Annotated in this window: 21 protein-coding genes; 5 read left to right on the forward strand and 16 right to left on the reverse strand. The window is 69.7% G+C overall.

All coding sequences use genetic code 11. The annotated features are described in order from the left end of the window. Window positions 1–94: 94 nt before the first annotated feature. The 7 genes from lptB to AC1D29_RS16930 form a co-directional block, all read right to left on the reverse strand. Window positions 95–853: an LPS export ABC transporter ATP-binding protein gene (gene lptB / locus AC1D29_RS16900; RefSeq protein ID WP_477899447.1), complete on the reverse strand. Its 759-nt coding sequence runs from the start codon at window positions 851–853 to the stop codon at window positions 95–97. Continuing rightward, the gene (lptA, locus tag AC1D29_RS16905; protein WP_477899449.1) at window positions 853–1,470 is read right to left on the reverse strand and encodes a lipopolysaccharide transport periplasmic protein LptA; all 618 of its coding nucleotides are present in this window, start codon (window positions 1,468–1,470) and stop codon (window positions 853–855) included. The genes lptB and lptA overlap by 1 nt, the downstream gene beginning before the upstream one ends. 45 nt (window positions 1,471–1,515) lie before the next feature. Continuing rightward, window positions 1,516–2,169 carry a thiol:disulfide interchange protein DsbA/DsbL gene (locus AC1D29_RS16910; protein ID WP_477899450.1) on the reverse strand — a complete coding sequence of 218 codons (654 nt, stop codon included), beginning with the start codon at window positions 2,167–2,169 and terminating at the stop codon, window positions 1,516–1,518. After that, window positions 2,166–2,828 (reverse strand): thiol:disulfide interchange protein DsbA/DsbL, encoded by a 663-nt coding sequence (locus AC1D29_RS16915; protein WP_477899452.1) that lies wholly within the window; start codon window positions 2,826–2,828, stop codon window positions 2,166–2,168. The genes AC1D29_RS16910 and AC1D29_RS16915 overlap by 4 nt, the downstream gene beginning before the upstream one ends. Before the next feature lie 35 nt (window positions 2,829–2,863). Continuing rightward, on the reverse strand, window positions 2,864–3,547 hold the full coding sequence (locus AC1D29_RS16920) for an SPOR domain-containing protein (RefSeq protein ID WP_477899454.1): 684 nt from the start codon (window positions 3,545–3,547) through the stop codon (window positions 2,864–2,866). After that, window positions 3,544–5,253, reverse strand: a complete 1,710-nt coding sequence (gene argS / locus AC1D29_RS16925) for an arginine--tRNA ligase (RefSeq protein WP_477899456.1) — start codon at window positions 5,251–5,253, stop codon at window positions 3,544–3,546. Before argS ends, AC1D29_RS16920 begins: the two co-directional genes overlap by 4 nt. Before the next feature lie 83 nt (window positions 5,254–5,336). Continuing rightward, window positions 5,337–5,732, reverse strand: a complete 396-nt coding sequence (locus AC1D29_RS16930; RefSeq protein ID WP_477899841.1) for a VOC family protein — start codon at window positions 5,730–5,732, stop codon at window positions 5,337–5,339. 30 nt (window positions 5,733–5,762) lie between these two features. Here AC1D29_RS16930 and AC1D29_RS16935 point away from each other — a divergent pair, with 30 nt between their 5' ends. From AC1D29_RS16935 to AC1D29_RS16945, 3 genes are all read left to right on the forward strand, one after another. After that, a complete protein-coding gene (locus AC1D29_RS16935) occupies window positions 5,763–7,109 on the forward strand; it encodes a protein kinase domain-containing protein (RefSeq protein ID WP_477899458.1) in 1,347 nt (448 codons plus the stop codon). 94 nt (window positions 7,110–7,203) lie between these two features. After that, the gene (locus AC1D29_RS16940) at window positions 7,204–7,503 is read left to right on the forward strand and encodes a PsiF family protein (protein ID WP_477899460.1); all 300 of its coding nucleotides are present in this window, start codon (window positions 7,204–7,206) and stop codon (window positions 7,501–7,503) included. Between the two features lie 153 nt (window positions 7,504–7,656). Next, the gene (locus AC1D29_RS16945; protein WP_477899462.1) at window positions 7,657–7,911 is read left to right on the forward strand and encodes a glycine zipper domain-containing protein; all 255 of its coding nucleotides are present in this window, start codon (window positions 7,657–7,659) and stop codon (window positions 7,909–7,911) included. Window positions 7,912–7,970: 59 nt separating this feature from the next. On the opposite strand, the gene AC1D29_RS16950 is transcribed toward AC1D29_RS16945, so the two are convergent. The 6 genes from AC1D29_RS16950 to AC1D29_RS16975 form a co-directional block, all read right to left on the reverse strand. Next, on the reverse strand, window positions 7,971–10,967 hold the full coding sequence (locus AC1D29_RS16950; protein ID WP_477899464.1) for a TonB-dependent receptor: 2,997 nt from the start codon (window positions 10,965–10,967) through the stop codon (window positions 7,971–7,973). A 157-nt stretch (window positions 10,968–11,124) separates the two neighbouring features. Beyond that, on the reverse strand, window positions 11,125–12,084 hold the full coding sequence (locus AC1D29_RS16955; RefSeq protein ID WP_477899466.1) for a dipeptide ABC transporter ATP-binding protein: 960 nt from the start codon (window positions 12,082–12,084) through the stop codon (window positions 11,125–11,127). Continuing rightward, window positions 12,077–13,027, reverse strand: a complete 951-nt coding sequence (locus AC1D29_RS16960) for an ABC transporter ATP-binding protein (protein ID WP_477899468.1) — start codon at window positions 13,025–13,027, stop codon at window positions 12,077–12,079. The genes AC1D29_RS16955 and AC1D29_RS16960 overlap by 8 nt, the downstream gene beginning before the upstream one ends. Continuing rightward, window positions 13,027–13,920: an ABC transporter permease subunit gene (locus AC1D29_RS16965; protein WP_477899470.1), complete on the reverse strand. Its 894-nt coding sequence runs from the start codon at window positions 13,918–13,920 to the stop codon at window positions 13,027–13,029. The genes AC1D29_RS16960 and AC1D29_RS16965 overlap by 1 nt, the downstream gene beginning before the upstream one ends. Beyond that, a complete protein-coding gene (locus AC1D29_RS16970) occupies window positions 13,917–14,930 on the reverse strand; it encodes an ABC transporter permease (RefSeq protein WP_477899472.1) in 1,014 nt (337 codons plus the stop codon). The genes AC1D29_RS16965 and AC1D29_RS16970 overlap by 4 nt, the downstream gene beginning before the upstream one ends. A gap of 9 nt (window positions 14,931–14,939) precedes the next feature. Then, window positions 14,940–15,869, reverse strand: coding sequence for an N-acetylmuramoyl-L-alanine amidase (locus AC1D29_RS16975; RefSeq protein ID WP_477899474.1), 930 nt, complete (start codon window positions 15,867–15,869; stop codon window positions 14,940–14,942). 141 nt (window positions 15,870–16,010) lie between these two features. Here AC1D29_RS16975 and AC1D29_RS16980 point away from each other — a divergent pair, with 141 nt between their 5' ends. Both AC1D29_RS16980 and AC1D29_RS16985 read left to right on the forward strand, forming a co-directional pair. Next, window positions 16,011–16,421 carry a GNAT family N-acetyltransferase gene (locus tag AC1D29_RS16980; RefSeq protein ID WP_477899476.1) on the forward strand — a complete coding sequence of 137 codons (411 nt, stop codon included), beginning with the start codon at window positions 16,011–16,013 and terminating at the stop codon, window positions 16,419–16,421. Next, window positions 16,418–17,998, forward strand: a complete 1,581-nt coding sequence (locus AC1D29_RS16985) for an ABC transporter substrate-binding protein (protein WP_477899478.1) — start codon at window positions 16,418–16,420, stop codon at window positions 17,996–17,998. The genes AC1D29_RS16980 and AC1D29_RS16985 overlap by 4 nt, the downstream gene beginning before the upstream one ends. Before the next feature lie 30 nt (window positions 17,999–18,028). On the opposite strand, the gene AC1D29_RS16990 is transcribed toward AC1D29_RS16985, so the two are convergent. The 3 genes from AC1D29_RS16990 to AC1D29_RS17000 form a co-directional block, all read right to left on the reverse strand. Continuing rightward, window positions 18,029–18,781, reverse strand: a complete 753-nt coding sequence (locus AC1D29_RS16990; RefSeq protein ID WP_477899480.1) for a hypothetical protein — start codon at window positions 18,779–18,781, stop codon at window positions 18,029–18,031. A gap of 20 nt (window positions 18,782–18,801) precedes the next feature. After that, window positions 18,802–19,449 carry a glutathione S-transferase family protein gene (locus AC1D29_RS16995; protein WP_477899482.1) on the reverse strand — a complete coding sequence of 216 codons (648 nt, stop codon included), beginning with the start codon at window positions 19,447–19,449 and terminating at the stop codon, window positions 18,802–18,804. Window positions 19,450–19,542: 93 nt separating this feature from the next. Further along, window positions 19,543–20,082 carry a DUF2894 domain-containing protein gene (locus AC1D29_RS17000; RefSeq protein WP_477899484.1) on the reverse strand — a complete coding sequence of 180 codons (540 nt, stop codon included), beginning with the start codon at window positions 20,080–20,082 and terminating at the stop codon, window positions 19,543–19,545.

Below are 20,082 nucleotides of genomic sequence, written 5' to 3' on the forward strand. Positions count from 1 at the left end.
TGCTTGCGGCTCAATGCCGCAAGCATCGCCGCCCCCAGGGGGAGGCGGTCAGGCTGGCCCGCGTTCAGCGGAGCAAGACTGGGCGGGGGGCTCATCACATCCTGAAGTTTTCGCCGAGATAGACCTTGCGCACGTCGGCATTGGCCACGATCTCGTCGGGCGTGCCTTCGGCCAGCACGGCGCCCTCGCTGATGATGTAGGCGCGGTCGCAGATGCCCAGCGTCTCGCGCACGTTGTGGTCCGTGATCAGCACGCCGATGCCGCGCGCCTTCAGGAAACTGATGATGCGCTGGATCTCCAGCACCGCGATGGGGTCGACGCCGGCGAACGGTTCATCCAGCAGGATGAAGCGCGGCTGCGTGGCCAGGGCCCGGGCAATCTCGACGCGGCGCCGCTCGCCGCCCGACAGCGCCGGTGCCGGGCTGTCGCGCAGGCCGTCGATGGACAGGTCGTGCAGCAGGCCGTTCAGCAGCTCGTCGATGCGCGCCTTGCCCAGCGACTTGCCCTTGTCGTCCTGCTGCAGCTCCAGCACCGCGCGGATGTTCTGCTCCACGGTCAGCTTGCGGAAGATGGAGGCTTCCTGCGGCAGATAGGACAGGCCCAGCCGTGCGCGGGAGTGGATGGGCAGGCGCTGCACCTCGGCGCCGTCGATGCGGATGACGCCGGCGTCCGAGCGCACCAGGCCCACGATCATGTAGAAGCTGGTCGTCTTGCCGGCGCCGTTGGGGCCCAGCAGGCCCACGACCTCGCCGCAGTCGACGCGCACATGCACGTTCTTGACGACCTTGCGGACGCCGTAGGTCTTGGCCAGGCCCTCGGCTTCGAGCCGGCTCGAGCAGGCAGCTTCGGCCATCACGAGGCCTTGCCCGGCGTCAGCGTCGTGGACGGCTTCAGGGGCAGGCCCGCGGCTGGCGCCGAGGCCGGCTCATCCGGCTGGGGCGGCGGCATGATGACGATGCGGGTGCGCCCGCTGGGGTTGGGCGACGCGTTGCCGGCCTCCAGCGTGAAGACCTCGCTGCGGCTGTCATAGAGGATGACGGCGCCGGACACCTCGTTGGCGACTGTCGTGCCGCGCGTGCGGCGCACGGTGGCGTTGCCGATGAAGCGCACGGTCTCGGTGCGCGTGTCGTATTCCAGCTGGTCGGCCACGCCCTCGATGGCCTCGCCGGGCTTGTCCTGGGCCTGGCGGAAGGTGACCGGCTTGCCCGTCGCGCCGCTGGCATAGGCCTGGTGGTAGCCGTCGCGCGTCTCGCGCATGTCCACCTTCTCGGCGCGCAGCAGCAGGCTGCCGCGGGTGATGACGACGTTGCCGCTCAGCTCAGTGCGCTGGTTCACGCCGTCCAGGCGGCCTTCCTTTTCGGCCGTGAAGACGATCGGCTTGAGCCGGTCGGCCTTCTCCGCCAGCGCGGGGCCGGCGGCGAGGGCCGCGGTCAACAGGGACGCGATCAGGAGGGGCAGGCGCTGGGACATGGCGGCACGGAAGTTGCAGGCCATTCTATGGGCGTGCCGCCGTCCTCAGCCTTTCCCGCGCGACAACTTGATCAGGAAATCCGCGACGGCAAGCGCTTGCTGGCCGTGGGCGGCTTCGCTCTGGTTGGGGTTGGCGCCCATGCCGGGCGAGGTCATGTAGCGCCCGCCGATGACCAGCGCCGGCACGCTGTCGGAGCCGCTCATTTCGGCCAGCTTCTGGCCCTGCGCCAGCTTGCCCTGCACGCCAAACGACGCAAAGGTCTGCTTGAACTTGGCCGTGTCCACGCCCAGCTTGCCGACCAGGGCCGTGACGGCGGCCTCGTCATTGGCCTCCACGCCCTGGCGATGGAAGGCATTGAAGATGCCGCTGTGCACGGCCGGCGTCAGCGCGCCCATGGCCTCCAGTGCGTAGTACATGCGCTGGTGCAGCTTCAGCACGGCCTGCATGCCCACCGGCACGCGGCGGAAGACGACATCGGCCGGCAGTTGGTGCACCCAGGCCTCCAGCAGCGGGTCGAAGGCGTTGCAGTGCGGGCACTTGTAGAAGAAGAACTCGATGACCTCGATCTTGCCCGGGGTGCCCGGCAAGGCCTGGGGCAGGCGGGTGTAGTGCCTGCCTTCCACGGGGCCGCCCTGGGCTTGGGCGGCGGGTACGAGGCCGATGGCGGCGCCGGCCAGCGCGAATTCGCGGCGCTTCATGCCTTGTTGCGCACGCGCTGGATGAGGAAGTCGCTGACCTGCAGCGCTCGCACCCCCAGTTCCTGCTCGGGCAGGCGCTGGCCGCCGGCCGCGATGCTGGGCGAGGTCAGGAAGCGGCCGCCGATGCCGATGCTGGGCACGCCGTCGCTGCGGTAGCCCTCGAACAGCTTGTCGGCCTGCGTGCATTTGGTCTGCACGCCGAAGGAGTTGTAGGCGTCCTGGTACTTGACCGGGTCCACACCCAGGTTGCCGAGGAACTTGGCCTGGCTCTTGGCGTCGTCCAGCGGCAGGTTCTGCTGGTGCATGGCGGCGAAGATGGCCGGGCGGGCGGCGGCTTCCTTGCCCAGGGCCTCCAGCGCGTAGAACATGCGCTGGTGGGGCTTGAGGTTGGCCCGGAAGGCCACGTGCGCCTTGCGAAAGACCACATCGGCCGGCAACTGCTTGGACCAGGGCTCGATCAGCGGCTCGAACACGTAGCAGTGCGGGCAGCCGTACCAGAAGAACTCGACGACCTCGATCTTGCCGGGCGGCGTGGCCAGGGGCTGGCCCAGCACGGTGTAGTGGCGGCCTTCGACGGGGCCGCCCTGGGCGAGGGCGGTGCCCGAGGCGCCCAGCGCGGGCGCGGTGGCGAGCAGGGCGGAGAAATCACGGCGCTTCATGGCGTCAGGCTTCCTTCAGGCGGTGTTCAGGTGATTCAGCGTTGTACACGAACGAGATTGGCCTCGAAGCCAGCCCCTTCAATCTTGCGCTGCAGGTCTTCGGCGCCTTCGCGCGTGTCCATGGGCCCCAGGCGCACGCGGTAGACGGTGCGGCCGTTCTGCTCGCGCTCCATCAGCTTGGCCGTGAAGCCCTGGATGGCCAGCTTGGCCTTCTGGGCCTCGGCCTCCTCGGGGCGGGTGAAGGCGCCGGCCTGCACGAAGTAGACATAGGCCTCCACGCCGGTCGTGCCGGCGGGCACGGGCGTCGCTGCCGAGGCGTCGGCCTTGGCGGCAGAGGTGTCCGGCTTGGCCGCAGGCTTCAGTGGCGGCAGCGCGGTCGCCGCGGCGGCGCTGGCCGTGGCGGCGGCGACGCTGGCCGTGGTGGTGGGCGGCGGCGGGGCCGTGATCGCGGGCGTGGCCACCACGCCGCTGGCGCTGCGCGCGGCGCCCTTGCCGGCCAGCGGCCCGTTCGGGTCCCAGTTGCGGTTGCGCTCGGCTTCCTGCGCGTCCTGCTCGGCGGTGCGCTGGGGCACCTTGTTCATGAAGGGGAAGGGCGACTTCGTGATGTAGAGCGCCACGCCGAGGGCGACCGCGAGGCCGACCAGCAGGCCGACGATGAGGCCCAGGACGAAGCCGCCTTTTTGGTTCTTGTGGCCGGCGGGTTTGGACGCAGCAGTCATTCGCTCTCCGAAGTAGTTTCAGCAGTGTCGCGGTTCATCTGTTCGGGCGCGCTGACGCCCAGCATGTCCAAGGCGTTGGCCAACACCTGGCGCGTGGCGGCCAGCAGCGCAACGCGGGCGCGGCTCAGCTCGGGCGCCTGGTCCATCACGCGCTCGGCGGCGTAGTAGGAGTGGTAGGCGCCGGCCAGGTCGCGGGCGTAGAAGGCCACGTCGTGCGGCGCGATGCCGGCGGCGGCACCGGCCAGCATGTCGGGGTAGGCAGCCAGCTTGAGCATCAGCGCCTCCTCGGTGGGCGCCGTCAGCAGGCTGAGGTCCGCGCCGGCGATGTCGGAGAGGTCGCCACCCCACTTGCGGATCACTGAGCAGATGCGCGCATGCGCGTACTGCACGTAGAACACCGGGTTCTCGTCGTTGGCCTTCAGTGCCAGGTCGATGTCGAAGACGAACTCGGTGTCGGCCTTGCGGCTGATCAGGAAGAAGCGCACCGCATCGCGGCTGGTCCAGTCGACCAGGTCGCGCAGCGTCACATAGCTGCCCGCGCGCTTGGAGATCTTGACCTCCTCGCCGCCCTTCATGACCGTGACCATCTTGTGCAGCACGTAGTCCGGGAAGCCCTGCGGGATGCCCAGGTTCACCGCCTGCAGGCCGCCGCGCACGCGGGCGATGGTGCCGTGGTGGTCGGTGCCCTGGATGTTGATGCACTGCGTGTAGCCGCGCTCGAACTTGTTGATGTGGTACGCCACGTCGGGCACGAAGTAGGTGAAGCCACCTTCGCGCTTGCGCATCACGCGGTCCTTGTCGTCACCGTAGTCGGTGGACTTGAACCACAGCGCGCCGCCTTCTTCATAGGTCTTGCCGCTGGCGACGATGCGCTCGACCGCCTTTTCCAGCTGGCCGCCCGCGTAGACGCTGGTTTCCAGGAAATAGCTGTCGAACCGCAGGCCGAAGGCCTGCAGGTCCAGGTCCTGCTCGTGGCGCAGATAGGCCACGGCGAACTGGCGGATGCTGTCCAGGTCGTTGACGTCGCCGGAGGCGGTGAACTCGCGGTCATCGGCCTTGACGGTCTCCTTGCGCAGGAAGGCGTCGGCGATGTCCTGGATGTAGTCGCCGTTGTAGGCGGCCTCGGGCCACTCGGCGTCGCCGGGCTTGAAGCCCTTCAAGCGCATCTGCGTGGAGTTGGCCAGCGTGGCGATCTGCACGCCGGCGTCGTTGTAATAGAACTCGCGGGTCACGTCGTGGCCCTGGCTGCGGAAGACCGAGCACAGCGCGTCGCCCAGGGCCGCCTGGCGGGCATGGCCCACGTGCAGCGGGCCGGTCGGGTTGGCGGACACGAACTCCACCATGACGTGCTTGCCGGTGGCCGGGCGGTGGCCGAATTGGGCACCGCCGGCAAGGACTTCGGCCACGACGGCCTGCTTGGCCTCGGGCTTCAGGCGGATGTTGATGAAGCCGGGGCCGGCGATCTCCAGGGCCTGAACCCAGGTCTGGAAGGCGGGCTTGGCTTCGAGCGCGGCGATCAGGCGGGTGGCCAGTTCGCGCGGGTTGGCCTTCAGCGGCTTGGCCAGCTGCATGGCGGCGGTGCAGGCGAAGTCGCCATGGGCGGCCTGCTTGGGCGATTCGAAGGCCGCGACGGCGTTGGAGCCGGGGGCGATTTCCTGGAGAGAGTCGGCGAGTGCGGCGAGCAGCGCCTGCTTGGCTTGGATCATGGGGGCGATTTTAGGAGGCAGGCCTCAGACTGACTGAACGCATGGGCGGGCCCTTGCGCTGACCGGCGGCGAATCAAGCCGAATCAGGCTGCGGGCGCGTCGTGACAGGCGACACACAGCTTGTTGCCGTCGAGATCGCGGAAGTAGGCGCCGTAGTAGTTCGGGTGGTAGTGCGGCCGCAGCCCGGGTTGGCCTTCGCTGCGACCACCGCGAGCCAGCGCCACGGCATGGGCCTCGTCCACCTGGGCGCGGCTGGCAGCCAGCAGTGCCACCATCTGGCCGTTGCCGGGCTCGTGCTCGCCGTCGAAGGGCCGGCCCAGTACCAGCAGCGGCCGCGGCCCGGGCGTGCTTTGCCAGCCGGCCCACTGCTGTTCACGGTTGCAGAAGCGCTCGGTGACGCCCAGCAGCGCCAGCAGCGGCCGGTAAAAGGCCAGGGCGCGGTCGAAGTCACGGGTGCTGATGTAGATGTGCGAGAACAAGGGACAAGTCTCCACGGAGCGGCCCGTATCATGCCCCGCGTGACCGCCTCCGCCGACGATCTGCCCGCCCATATCGGCCGTTACCAGGTGCTCAAGCGCCTGGGCGAAGGGGCCACCAGCGATGTCTTCCTGGCCCGCGACCCGTTCCAGGATCAGGACGTGGCCATCAAGCGCATGCGCGCCTGGGCGCCGCCGGCGGACGCCCCCTCCAGCGACTTCAGCAACCGCTTCTTCAGCGCCGAGGCCGCGCTGGCCGGGCGGCTGCACCACCCGAACGTCGTGGCCATCCTGGACGCGGTGGCCGAGGACTCCTCGCCCTACCTGGTCATGGAGTACGTGCCCGGCGTCACGCTGAAGCACTTCTGCCGCAGCGACCGGCTGCTGGCGCTGGACCAGATCGTCGAACTGGGCTTCAAGTGCGCGATGGCGCTGGGCTATGTCTACCGCCAGGGGTTGATCCACCGCGATGTGAAGCCGGCCAACTTGCTGGCCGTGCTGGACGCGGGTGGCCAGGTCGTCGACGTGAAGGTCAGCGACTTCGGCTCGGCGCTGAACCTGAACGCCGACGCGACGCAGATCCACCGCGTCGGCTCGCTGGCCTACATGCCGCCGGAGCAGATCGAGGGCGGCGACGTGGACTGCCGCGCCGACATCTATGCGCTGGGCGCCGTGCTGTATCACCTGATCGGCGGCCGTCCGCCGTTCGACGCGCCGCACCAGATGGCGCTGATGCACCAGATCTACCACCAGCCGCCGCTGCCGCTGGTGGGCCAGCGCCAGGGCGTCACCGAGGCGCTGGATGCCGTCGTGATGCGCGCGCTGGCCAAGTCGCCGCACGAGCGCTACGCCGACTGGGACGGCTTTGCCCAAGCCTTGTCGGCGCTGGTCGCCAGCCAGCAGGTGCCGCTGAACCGGCTGGGCGAGGTGCGCGACTCGGAGCGTTTCAATCTGTTGCGTTCGCTGGAGTTTTTTGCGGAGTTCGGTGACGTGCAGCTGTGGGAGGTCGTGCGGCGCGCGCGCTGGAAGCGCTATCCCGTCGGCTACCCACTGTTCAAGCGCGGCCAGGAGGGCAACAACTTCCACATCATTGCGCAGGGCGAGGTGGAGGTGTTCCGCGATGGCCGCCAGGTGGCGACGCTGGGCACGGGCACGTCGGTGGGCGAGATGGCCTACCTGGCGCCCAACCCCGACCTGCGCCGCCACAGCACCGACATCAAGGTCAGCCAGGAGTGCACGACGATCTCGTTCACGCCCGAGTCCATCGGCCAGCTGAGCCCCGAGTGCCAGCACCGCTTCGACCGCGGCTTCATCCGCGTGCTGGTGCGCCGGCTGCATGCAGCGCACGAGGCGCTGGCCCACCCCAGGCGCATCCTGTGAGTTGGCTGACAGCGGGTTGAGGATGCTTGGCAGCGCCTGGCGCCCATGCTTGAATGGCCCGGCCAATTGACCCTCCCAGAGGAAGGAGTTCCCGATGAAACGCTTCACCCTCGCGCTCGCACTCGGCGTCGCCGCATTCGCCGCCCAGGCGGCCGACAAGGCACCCACCGCGCAGCAGTCCAAGATGAGCACATGCAACAAGGACGCCGGCGACAAGAAAGGCGATGAACGCAAGGCCTTCATGAAGGAGTGCCTGTCCGCCAAGCCCGCGGCCACCGCCGCCAGCGGCACGCCCCAGCAGCAGAAGATGAAGGCCTGCAACGTCGACGCCAAGGACAAGAAAGGCGCCGAGCGCAAGGCCTTCATGAAGGAATGCCTCAGCGCCAAGGCCTGAGTCGTCCGGCCCCGCTCAACAGCCACCTTCGGGTGGCTTTTTGCTTTTCGGTAGGCCCCGTCCGACACCCGGTTGGCCGGCTCGCTGGTGCCGCCGCGCCCCGCCAGCGCCCAAAGTGGAGTCATGTAAATCGCATCCCTTCTGGAGACGACCATGAACACCACCCTCAACATGCATTCCGACAGCGGCGCCATCTACTGGCGCGTCACGCTGGTCTCGCTGGTTGCCGCCGCCATGCTGGCCTTGTCCGGCTGCTCGGGCATGACGCGCCGTGAGCAAGGCACCGTCGTCGGTGCGACGGCAGGTGCGGTGGTCGGCGGCGTGCTGACCGGCACGACCACGGGTGCCGCCGTTGGCGCGGCGGCCGGTGGCGTCATCGGCAACGAAGTCTCGAAGAAGAAGCACTGAGCGTGCTGAACGGCAAAGGCCGGCGATGCCGGCCTTTGTCGAAGAGCGCGTGAAGAGTCTCAGAACTTGTAGCGCGCTTCCAGGTAGTACTGGCGGCCCGACGAGTCCACCTTCTGCGGTTCCAGCTCGCTGTAGCGGTACTGGCCGCGCGACGGGTTGGTCAGGTTGGTGCCGCTGAATGACACCTCCAGCCCCTTCATGACGGTGTAGTTGACCGTCAGCGCCACGTTGGTGACGGGGGCCTGGATGGTCGGTGCGGTGGGCATCGTGATGCCCTGCACCACCGACAAGCCCTGGCTGTTGGCGGTGGGCGCCGGCGCCGTGGTGCTGTTGATGTACTCGCTGCGGTAGTTCCAGGCCAGGCGCACGCTGAACGTGTCGGTCTCGAAGTAGCCCACCAGGTTGGCGCTCTTGCGCGAAGCGCCCACCATCGGCCGGCCGTCCTCCACGCTGGTGTCTGCGTAGCTCAGGTTGGACTGGAAGCCGAAGCCGCCCCAGATGGGCTGTTCCCAGCTCAGCTCGGCGCCCTGGATGCGCGCACGCTGCTGGCCCGTGGAGTTGATCTGGTAGGTCTGCACCACGTTCTGGTTGTCCAGCAGGTCCACGGTGACGCCTTGCTTCACCGTGCCGGTCTTGGGATAGCCGCGCACCAGCGAGTCGAACAGGCTCAGCACCAGGGCCGAGCGCTTGGCGTAGTACCAGCCCAGCGACAGGTCGGTGTTGGCCGCCGTCATCGGCTCCAGCGCGGGGTTGGGACCGTTGACCGTGCAGCCCTGTGACGTGCAGGCCTGGCCGGTAAATCCCGCGCCATAGAGGTTGTAGTTCTGGCGGCCCAGCGTCTTGGACAGGCCCAGGCGCGCGATCCAGTTCGGCGCCACCTGCCAGCGCGCGTTCAGGCTGGGCAGGATGTCGTCGAACACCTTGTGACTGGGCACCTTGTAGTAGATGGTGCCGGTGCTCGGGTTGAAGGGCACGCCATCGAAGTAGCTGGCACCGTCGCCGGCCGTGACGATGGCGGTGGGGTAGGCCGCGCAAGGCACCACGGTCTTGCCGGGCTCGATGCGCAGGCACTTGCCGGTGGGCACGGGTGTGGCGATCTGCGCGTCGACGATGGTGCGTGCATAGCGCAGGCCCACGTTGCCGCTGAGCTTGCCGTCGGCCGTCTCCAGGTTCTGCTGGAAGTACAGCGCGCTCTGGCGCTCGCGCATCTCGATCTCGGCGGCCACGCGGCGCTCGAACTCGGGCGTGGTGGTCTTGGTGATGCCGTCGTAGAACGAGCGCAGCACCTCTCGCGGGTAGTAGAAGCCGGTGGTCTCGAAGCCGCTCCCCAGGTCGGCGCCGAAGTCGCCCGGGTAGGACACGGCCAGCGAGGGGTCGGGCGCCACGGTGGCGGCGCTCTTGATCGCGGGCTGCGAGCGGCGATGGTCGCGGCGGTGATCGGCGTGACGCGCGCCGAACTCCAGGCTCTGGAAGACGCCGCTGTTCTGCACGTACTCAGCATCGACCGCCAGGCTCTTCTCGCGGTCGATGGTCAGGTAGCGGGTCGGCACGGCGCGGCTGATCAACGAGTAACCGCTGCCGTCGGCGGCCAACACCGGCTTGGTGCCGTCGCCGGCACCCTGGTAGCTCCAGGTCGGTGCTTCGTTGACGCCTTGCAGCTGGTAGGTCACGCCGGTGCCGTAGCGGGCGTAGGTGACGCCGCGGTCCTGATCGGTCGTGCCCACGCCGCGCGTGGTGCTGAACAAGCCCTTGACCTTGAAATCGTTGCTGAACTTGTAGGTCGCGTCCAGGTCCAGGAAGCCGCTGCTGGCGCTGGCGCCGCTGCGGAAGAACCCTTCCGAGTTGCCGATGTACTGCGGCGTCGTGCCCGGCGCGAACGCGATGGTGGCACCACGCAGCACGCGGATCTTGTCGCCGTAGATCGTCGTTTCTTCAACGATCTGCGGGTTCTTGATGGACGCGAACACCTGCTGGCCGTTGGAGCTGGTGTTGGCCGCGGCGGCGGTCACCGCGCCAAACGGCTCGGCCTTGCCCACCAGCATGGAGTACATCGCGCCGGCGGTCAGGCGGCCGTAGTTGTCCGAGTCCATCTTGGAGTGGAAGCCCGTGATGCCCACGTCCAGCTTGTCCGTCGGCCGCCACTGCGCCGACAGCATGCCGCCCTTGCGGTCGCGCACGCCTTCGACGAACTCGGTGGACATGCTGCCCGGCAGGCGCACGCCGTTCAGGTCGGCGGCCTTGTAGGGCGTGCCGGCCAGCGATGCGTCGGTGATGCCCTTCATCGTCGCCGTGTTGATGACGTCCCAGCCGCTGCTGGCGCCGTAGGCAAAGCGCGAGGCCGAGTCGCGGCGCACGTAGCGCTTCTCGGCAAACACCTGGCCGATGACGCCGATGCGGTCGTCGTCGCTCTTCCAGTTCAGCGTGGCGCTGAGCTGCGGGCTGGTCTTGTTGGGCAGCGTGGCATGCACGCCGCCGACGCTGACGACGCCGCCGAAGCGCTGCTTCTCGTCCAGCGGCTTGCGCGTCGTCACGTTGACGGTGCCGGCCAGGCCGCCGTCCAGGATGTTGGACTGCGAGGTCTTGTAGACGGTGGCCGAGTTCAGCACCGAGCTGGGCATCAGGCTCAGCGACGTGGAGCGGCTGCTGGAGGTCTGGTCGGAGATGTACCAGTCGCCGCCACTGACCGTGTGGCCGTTGAACAGGATCAGCGTCATGTCCGGGTTGGTGCCGCGCATGGCCACCTTCTCGGCCTCGTCGTAGTCGGTGCGCACCGCCACGCCGGCCACGCGCTGCAGCGAGTCGGCCAGGTTCTTGTCGGGCATCTTGCCCACGTCCACGGCGGTGATGACCTCGACGTTGGCGGACGCGTCGCGCTTGGCGTTCAGCGAGGCTTCGGTGGAGGCGCGGATGCCGGTGATGACGACGGCTTCCAGCGACTGCTTGGCCTTGGCGTCCTTCTGCGCCTGGGTCTCCGTCTGCTGGGCAAGGGCCGCGCCCTGCAGGCTCAGCAGCAGGCCGGCCAGGCCGCAGGCGATCGGGGTGGGCTGGAATCTCATGGTTTATGTCCTTGCATTGCCGAATGCAAAGATTCTTGCGGCGCATGTCACGCACCCCCAGAGGCCAAGCCCGCGAAGTCGGCACCGGAGCAACACTCCGCGCATCACGGAATGAGAGGCGGGCATGTACGGCGGTTATGCCCGCCCGGCACGCCGCCTAGACGGCGTGGCAGGCCACGCGCCGGCCGTCCACTTCGCGAAGCTGCGGTACCTCGTCCACGCAGCGCAGCATGGCCAGCGGGCAGCGCTTGTGGAAGCTGCAACCCGTCGGCGGGTTGAGCGGGCTGGGCAGCTCGCCGTGGATGACGATGCGCTCGCGCCGGTCGGCCTTGCGCAGCGCCGGCGTGGCGCTCATCAGCGCCCGCGTGTAGGGGTGCAGCGGCGCGGCAAAGAGGCGGGTCTTCGCGCCGATCTCGACCGCGGCGCCCAGGTACATGACCATGACCTCGTCGGCCACATGCTCGACGACGCTGAGGTTGTGCGAGATGAACACATAGCCCGTGCCGAACTCGTCCTGCAGGTCCATGAACAGGTTCAGGATCTGGGCCTGGATCGACACGTCGAGTGCTGACACCGGTTCGTCGGCGACGACGATACCGGGGTTCAGGATCATGGCCCGCGCGATGGCGATGCGCTGGCGCTGGCCGCCCGAGAACATGTGCGGGTAGCGGCGCAGGTGCTCGGGCCGCAGGCCCACCTTGGTCGCCAGCGCCTCGACGCGCTCCTGGCGCTCGGCCAGGCTCAGCGGCGTGTTGATCAGCAGCGGCTCGGCCAGCGTGGTGGCCACCGTCTTGCGCGGGTTCAGCGACGCGAACGGGTTCTGGAACACCATCTGCACGTCGCGGCGCAGGGCTTTCAGCGTGGCGGCGTCGGCCGTCGCCGCGTCGGTGCCGCGGATCTTCAGCGAGCCGCGGGTGGGCGGCTCGATCAGCGTCAGCTGGCGCGCCAGCGTGCTCTTGCCGCAGCCGGATTCGCCGACGACGGCCAGCGTCTTCTTGGGGCTTAGCGTGAAGCTGACGCCGGCCAGCGCCTTCACGGTCGCCTTGGGTTTGAACAGGCCGCGGCTGACGCTGTAGTGCCGGGCCAGGTCGGTCGCTTCGAGCAGGAGTTCAGACATGCGCTGCCTCCTGCACCGGGTAGAAGCAGCGCACGCCTTGCTCAAGCGCCGGCCGCTCGGCCACGCAGCGCGGCTGCACGCGCGGGCAGCGCGGGCTCAGCAGGCAGCCCGCGGGGCGGTCCAGCGCACCGGGCACGATGCCGGGCAGCGCGGACAGGCGCCTCGCGCCCTTGTTGTGCTCGGGGATGGCCGCCAGCAACGCGTTCGTGTACGGGTGGCGCGGCGCATCGAACAGGCCCGGCACGGGGCCGGTCTCGACGATCTGGCCGGCGTACATGACGGCGATGCGCTGCGCCATCTCGGCCACGATGGCCAGGTCGTGCGTGATCATGATCAGCCCCATGCCCTGCTCGCGCTGCAGCTTCAGCAGCAACGCCATGATCTGGGCCTGGATGGTCACGTCCAGCGCGGTGGTCGGCTCGTCGGCGATCAGCAGCTTGGGGCCGCAGGCAATGGCCATCGCGATCATCACGCGCTGATTCATGCCGCCGGACAGCTGGTGCGGGTAGGCACTGGCGCGGTTGGCCGCGTCGGGGATCTCGACGAGGTCCAGCAGCTCGACGACGCGCTGCCTGGCCGCGGCGCCGCGCAGGCCCAGATGCGCCTTCAGCACCTCGGCGATCTGCGCGCCCACCGTGTAGCTCGGGTTCAGGCTGCTCAGCGCGTCCTGGAACACCATGGCCACGTCGCGGCCGATCAGCGCGCGGCGCTCTGACGCATTGAGCTTCAGCAGGTCGCGGCCTTCGAACTCGAGCGCGTCGGCCGTGACCTTGCCCGGTGCGTCGATGAGGCCCATCAGCGCCAGCATGGTCACCGACTTGCCGGAGCCCGACTCGCCGACGATGCCCAGCAGCTCGCCCTTGTCCAGCGTCAGGTCCACGCCGTCCACGGCAGGGAAGTCGCCGAACTGGACCTTCAGATTCCTGATGTTCAGCAGGCTCATCAGGCAACTTTCTTCAGTTTGGGGTCCAGCGCATCACGCAGCCCGTCGCCCATCAGGTTGATGGCCAGCACCGACACGAGAATGGTCAGGCCGGGCAGCGTGACGACCCAGGGCGCGCGCGTGATGTAGTCCCGCGCGGCCGACAGCATGGTGCCCCACTCGGGCGTGGGCGCCTGCACGCCCAGGCCCAGGAAGCCCAGGCCGGCGGTTTCGAGAATCGCCGAGGAAAAGCTCAACGTCGCGTTGACGATCAGCGGTGCCATGCAGTTGGGCAGCACGGTGATGAACATCAGCCGCCACACGTTCGCGCCGGCGACGCGGCTGGCGGTCACGTAGTCGCGGCCGATCTCGGACAGCGCCGCCGCGCGCGTCAGCCGCACATAGCCAGGCAGCGCGCCGATGGCGATGGCGATGACCGTGTTGACCAGGCCCGGGCCCAGGATGGTGATGACGCAGATGGCCAGCAGCAGCGCCGGCAGCGCCAGCACGATGTCCATCACGCGCATGATGGCCGGTGACAGCCAGCGCTGGAAGAACGCCGCCAGCAGCCCCAGCAGCACGCCGGGCGCCAGCGACATCAGCACGGCCGCCAGGCCGATGCCCAGCGACACGCGGGCGCCGTACAGCAGCCGCGAGAGCATGTCGCGGCCCAGCTCGTCGGTGCCCAGCAGGAAGCGCGCGCTGCCGCCCTCGGCCCAGACCGGCGGGGTCAGCATGTGGTCGCGGTACTGCTCGATGGGGTCGTGCGGCGCGATCAGCGGCGCGAGCAGGCCCGACACCGCGATCAGCGCGAACACGATCAGCGCCACCAGCGCGCCGCGGTTGGCCGAGAAGCCCAGCCAGAACTCGCGCAGCGGGCCGGGGGGCTGCCGCTCGATCAACACGGCGCTCAATGGCCACCTCCACGGATGCGCGGATTCACCACGCCATACAGCACGTCCACGATCAGGTTGACGCCGATGAAGGTCAGCGCCGAGATCAGGATGCCGGCCTGCACGACGGGATAGTCACGCCGCGCGATGGAGTCGATCAGCCACTTGCCGATGCCGGGCCACGAGAAGATGGTCTCGGTCAGCACCGCGCCGGCGAGCAGGCTGCCGGTCTGCAGGCCCACCACCGTCAGCACCGGGATGAGCGCGTTGCGCAGCGCATGCACGACCACCACGCGCGTGGGCGACAAGCCCTTGGCGCGCGCCGTGCGCACATAGTCCTCGCGCAGCACTTCCAGCATGCTGGAGCGCGTCATGCGCGCGACGACCGCCAGCGTGCTGGTGCCCAGCACCAGCGCCGGCAGGATGAGGTGCATCAGCGCCGACTTGAATGCGCCTTCTTCGCCGCTCAGCCACGCATCGACCAGCATGAAGCCGGTCACGCGCTCGGGGTCGAACTCGATGCCGATGCGGCCCGACACCGGCGTCCAGCCCAGGTTGACCGAGAAGAACATGATGAGGATCAGCCCCCACCAGAACACCGGCATCGAATAGCCCACCGTCGCCACGCCCATGACGCCCTGGTCGAACAGCGAGCCGCGCTTCAGGCCCGCGGTGACGCCCAGCAGCAGGCCCAGGCCCACCGCGAAGATGAGGGCCGCCGTGGCCAGCTCCACCGTCGCCGGGAACAGCGCGGCAAATTCCTTGCTGACCGGCTCGCGGCTGACCAGGCTCTGGCCCAGGTCGCCGTGCAGCAGCTTCGCCACATAGTCCGCGTACTGCACCGGCAGCGGCTGGTCCAGCCCCATGCGCTTGACCAGGGCGGCATGCGCGTCCGGGTCCAGGCGGCGCTCGCCCATCATGACCTCGATGGGGTCGCCGGGCACCAGGCGGATCAGGCCGAAGGCGACGATGGTGATGCCGATCAGCGTCGGCACCAGCGTGGCCAGGCGTTTGAGCAGGAAGGCGAGCATCCGGCGGCGTTACCAGCGTGACGTGTAAGGCCGCGTCTCGGGCTCGCCCGGCACGGCCATGCGCATGCCACTGGGCGTGGACGCGACCTCGATCAGCGCGGCCGTCTCGGGGTCCGGCAGGCCGGCGATGTCGCTGGGCCGGTATTTCATCTGGAAGGTCGCGATGACCTCCCGGGTCAGCGTGTCCAGCTGGCCCGAGCGCGACACGTTGTAGCCGATGCGCGCCAGGCGCTCCTGCAGCCAGCCCGCGTCGCGCGGCGCCACCTCGTGCTCCAGGCGCTTGACCAGTACCAGGTTGGCGTCGGGCCAGGGGATCAGGCCCGCGTCGTGCAGCTGCTTCCAGGGGAAGGTGGGGCCGGGGTCCTGCTTGCGCCCCGGGGCGATGTCAGCGTGGCCGATGATGCGTTCGGGCCGCACGTTGTGGCGCTGCTGGATGTCGCGCACCAGCGCGATGACCTCGTCCACCTGCGCCTGCGGGAAGGGCGCGTAGACGCGGCCACCGGGGCCGTCCACATACCCGGCGTTGACGATCTCGATGCCGATGGACGAGGAGTTCAGGTTCTGGTGCCCGGCCCAGAAACTGGCGCCGGCATGCCAGGAGCGGCGGTTCTCGTCGACCAGCGCGTAGCTGGCGACCGGGTTGTCGCGCACCAGGTAGTGGGCCGAGACCTGGCCGCCGGTGGTCAGCACCTTCAGCGACTTCTCCCAGTCCAGCACCGTGTAGTGCAGCACGATGAAGAGGCTGCGACTGTCCTGGTTCTGCGACGTGTAGCTGCGGTCGATGCGGGGGGCGCGCACGACGGTGCCGGGCACCGTGGGGGCCACCGGGCTGGTGGCGGGCGATGTGGCGGGCGTGGCGGCGGGCGGCGTGGGCACGCTGGCGCAGGCGCTGAGCAGCAGCACCAGGGTGGCGGCGAGGACGCGGACGGACGAAGTCATGCCCGGATTGTTGCAGCGCACTCGCGCCCGCGGCCCCGGGGCGTGCCCGCAGCGGCCATGTCGGACGGCGCTGCGGGTATGAGTGCAGGTGATAGGGCCTGCCAACCCGGGGGCAACGGGCCCGCGGCCAGAATGCGCGGCATGAGTTACGCCCTGCTGCATGCCACGCCCTCCGTCGAAACCTATCAGCGCCTGCGCGTCGCCTCGGGCCTCAGCGCCAAGTCGGCCGAGGCCGCGGCGCGCGGGCTGCCCAACACCTTGTTCGCGGTGCAGGTGCTGCACGAGGGCGAGGCCGTCGGCATGGGGCGCGTCGTCGGCGACGGCGGTACGGCCTTCCAGGTCGTGGACATCGCCGTGCTGCCCGCGCACCAGGGCCGCGGCCTGGGCAAGCGGGTCATGGCCGAGATCGCCGCCTGGCTGCAGGCCCACGTGCCCGAGAGCGGTTACGTGAGCCTGCTGGCCGACGTGCCGGCCGATGCGCTCTACGCCCAGTTCGACTTTGCGCCCACCGCGCCGCGCACGGTCGGCATGGCCTGGGCGCGGTCGGCATGAAGGCCTGGTTCGCCGCGCTCGCGCTGGCCGTCGTGTCCGCACTGGCGGGCGCCAAGACGCTGACCGTCTGCACCGAGGCCAGCCCCGACGGCTTCGACTACTCGCTGTTCCACGCCAACTCGACCGCCGACGCGTCCTCCGAGGCGCTGTACAACCGGCTGATCGAGTTCGAGCCCGGCACGACGCGGCTGGTGCCGGCGCTGGCCGAGCGCTGGGACATCAGCGCCGACGGCAAGACCTACACCTTGCACCTGCGCGCCGGCGTGGCCTTTCACACCACGCCCTGGTTCAAGCCCACGCGGCCGCTGACGGCGGACGACGTCGTCTACAGCTTCATGCGCCAGCTCGACCCAAAGCACCCCTGGCATGGCCAGCCGCGCCAGGGCTGGTACTACGCCAGCGCGATGCAGCTGGGCCAGCTCGTCAAGCACGTCACGGCGGTGGACGCGCGCACCGTGCGCATCGAGCTGACGCGGCCCGAGGCGCCCTTCCTGGCCGACCTGGCCATGGGCTTCCTGAGCGTGCTGTCGGCCGAGTATGCGCAGCAGCTGCAGGCCGGCGGCCGCATGGAGGAGATGAACACCAAGCCCGTCGGCACGGGCCCCTTCATGTTCCGCAGCCATGCGAAGGACGCGGTGGTCCGCTACGACGCGCACCCGGGCTACTTCCGCGGCAGGGTCGCGCTGGACAAGCTGATCTTCTCCATCTCGCCCGACCCCGCCACGCGGCTGCAGCGGCTGAAGGCCGGTGAATGCGACATCGCCCTGTACCCCATGCCGCAGACCTGGGACGAGATCCGCCGCGATGCCAGGCTCAAGCTGCTGACCGGCCCCGGCCTGGTGACGAGCTTCGTCGCGCTGAACGTGGCGCACAAGCCGCTGGACGACCGCCGCGTGCGCCGCGCGCTGCTGCTGGCCACCGACCGCCCGGCCGTGGCGCGCGCGGTCTACGGCGGCGCGGCCACTCCGGCCGGCAACCCCTACCCGCCGTCGCAGTGGAGCTACGACGACCAGGCCGGCCCTGTGCCGCAAGACCTGGCCGGCGCCCGCGAGCTGTTGAAGGCCGCGGGGCTGGCCAACGGCTTTGCGCTGAAGCTGTGGATACGCGCCGGCGCCGGCGCCACCAACCCCAACCCCCGCGCGACGGCCGAGCTGCTGCAGGCCGACTGGGCGCGCATCGGCGTCAAGGTCGAAATCGTCACGCTGGAGTTCGGCGAGCTGCTCAAGCGCACCCGCGCCGGCGAGCACGACGCGACGCTGCTGGCCTGGGCCTCGGACAACGGCGACCCCGACAACTTCCTGACGCCCAACTTCGCCTGTGCGGCCGTGGCCGGCGGCAGCAACGTCGCGCGCTGGTGCCGGCCGGACTTCGACGCGCTGCTGGGCGAGGCGCGCCAGACGGCCGACCCGGCCAGGCGCGAAGCCCTCTACCGCCGCGCCCAGGCGCTGTACCGCGACGACGCGCCGTGGGTGCCGCTGGTCTACCCGACGATGGCCATCGCGACCCACCCGCGCGTTGTCGGCATGAAGGTCAGCCCCTTCGGCCTGAACAACTACGCGCAGGTCGACGTCCGCTGACGGCTGCCGCGCCGTGGTGCCGGTGAGGCCTCAGCCCGCGAGCCGCGGCAGGCGCTGCAGTTCCTGGCGCGATGCCGGCTCCATGACATAGCGCTGCAGCGCCGCCAGCAGCACGGGCGCGTCCAGGCCATAGGACGCGCTCATGATGACGAAGTCCGCCCCCATCAGGCCGCGCGAACGGCCCATCTGCCGGTTCAACCTGGGCCGGTAGGCGGCCGGCTGCACGTCGATGGCAGCCATGTCGACGGACACGAGGACCAGCGGGTTGTTGTTCATGTCGCCGCGCGCCAGGCGGACGACCGCGTCCCAGGGCACGATGGCCTTGCCATGCCGGTCGGCGAAGGTGATGCCGGCGGGGTCGAACTGGATGTAGGCCGTGGACAGCAGGCCCAGCGCCAGGCCCAGCAGCAGCGCGCCGCCCACGCCGACGAGCAGCCAGCCGATGGCCACCTGCGTCGCATGCGTCGTGAAGGCCACATGCGTGACGCCGATGGCCAGCAGCGCGGCGCCCAGCAGCGCCATGCGCCCGCGCGACTGGCGGATGGGCACGCCACCGGCCACCGAGGCCGTCAGCGCCTGCTGCCGCTGCGCCCGGCGCTTGCGCAGGATGACGCGGGTGGCGTGGACCAGGCCCAGCCCGAAGAACACCAGCGTGACGATGCCGGTGTTGAAGTCACGGCGGATGATGAGCAGGCCGCCCAGCGTGAAGAGCAGGCTGATCGCGGCCAGCGCCCAATCCTGCAGCGTGACCTTGTCGAGTGGGGATGCGGTGTCCTCAGCCATGGGCCGCATCATCCCCGAGGTCAGCCCGGCGGCACCGGCGGCAGCTCCGGCGCGTCCAGCCCCTCGAACGGCGCCGCCCACGCAGGCAGGGCCATCAGCCGCGCATGCCAGGCCGCCACGGCCGGATAGTCGTCCAGCGGCAGCCGGGCCACGTCGTTGAAGGGCAGGAAGACGGCCATGCGGAAGTCGGCATAGCTCAGGCCGCTGGCCAGCAGCCAGTCGCGCCGGCTCAACTGTGCCTCCAGGATGGCGGCGCCGTCGTGGAAGCGCGCCAGGCCGCGCGCGACCAGCGCCTCGTCCAGCGCGCCCAGGCTGTAGCGCTGCTTGGTGCCGCGCTCGAAATGCACCATGTCGCAGGCGTGCATGAAGTTGTCGCGCGCCCAGGACACCCAGCGGATCATGTCCGGCAGCTCCGCACCCGTGCGCCAGAACTCCGAGCCCACCAGCTGTGACAGCCGGCAGGCGATGGCGTCCGCCTCGAACAGCGAGCTGCCCGCCTCGGCCAGGATGGGCAGCCGCAGCGACGGGTTGAGGTGGCGGAAGTTGTCGGCCTGGCCCGGCGCCAGTGGCGCGGCGAACTCGTAGGTGACCGGCGCGTTCAGATGCCGGGCGGCAGCCACCGCCAGGCGCGGGTTGGGGTTGCGCGAGAAGTAGAGGATGGGGTTCATGGGCGGAGGCATTGCGGTGGCAGCGTTGTCAGTGCGGCCGTGAGTGTCTGCAAATGGGCGCTCCGCGACAAGCCGCGCGGCTGGCGAATGGGTTCAGCGCCGCCGCGCAGGCGCCTTCTTCGTCGCCGGCCGCGCCGGCTTGTCGGCGGGGCCTTCGGCGGCCTGAAGTGGCGCCAGCGCGGCGAGTGTGTCCAGCTGGGTCAGCAGGCGCTGCAGGTAGTCGGGCGACAAGTCCTTGAGCTGCTGCAGCGCGCGGCTGACCAGCACCTGGCTGTTCAGCGGGCCCAGGTGCTCGGGCACCGGCGCGCTGACCTCGGCCATGCGGCGCGTCAGGCGCAGCGCGCTCCAGGTGCGGCGGTGGGCCTGCACATTGCGCAGCTCGGGGCCGGCATCGGTCTGCAGTTGCGCGAGCAACTCGGCCAGCGGGCTGGCCGGGCGCGGGGCGCGCGGTGCGGCCGTCACGGCGATGTCGGCCTGGGCGCGCTGGACCAGCCGCGCCACCAGCCGCTCGCGCAGCGCGCCAGGCGGCTGCTGCGCGGCGCGGCGTGCCAGGGCCTGCAGCACGCGGCGCTGCACCGGGTCGGTCGACGCCTGCGCGTCGGCCCAGCCCTGCGGGTCGTCCAGCGCGTCCAT

It is taken from the genome of Roseateles sp. P1_C6, from assembly GCF_056406315.1.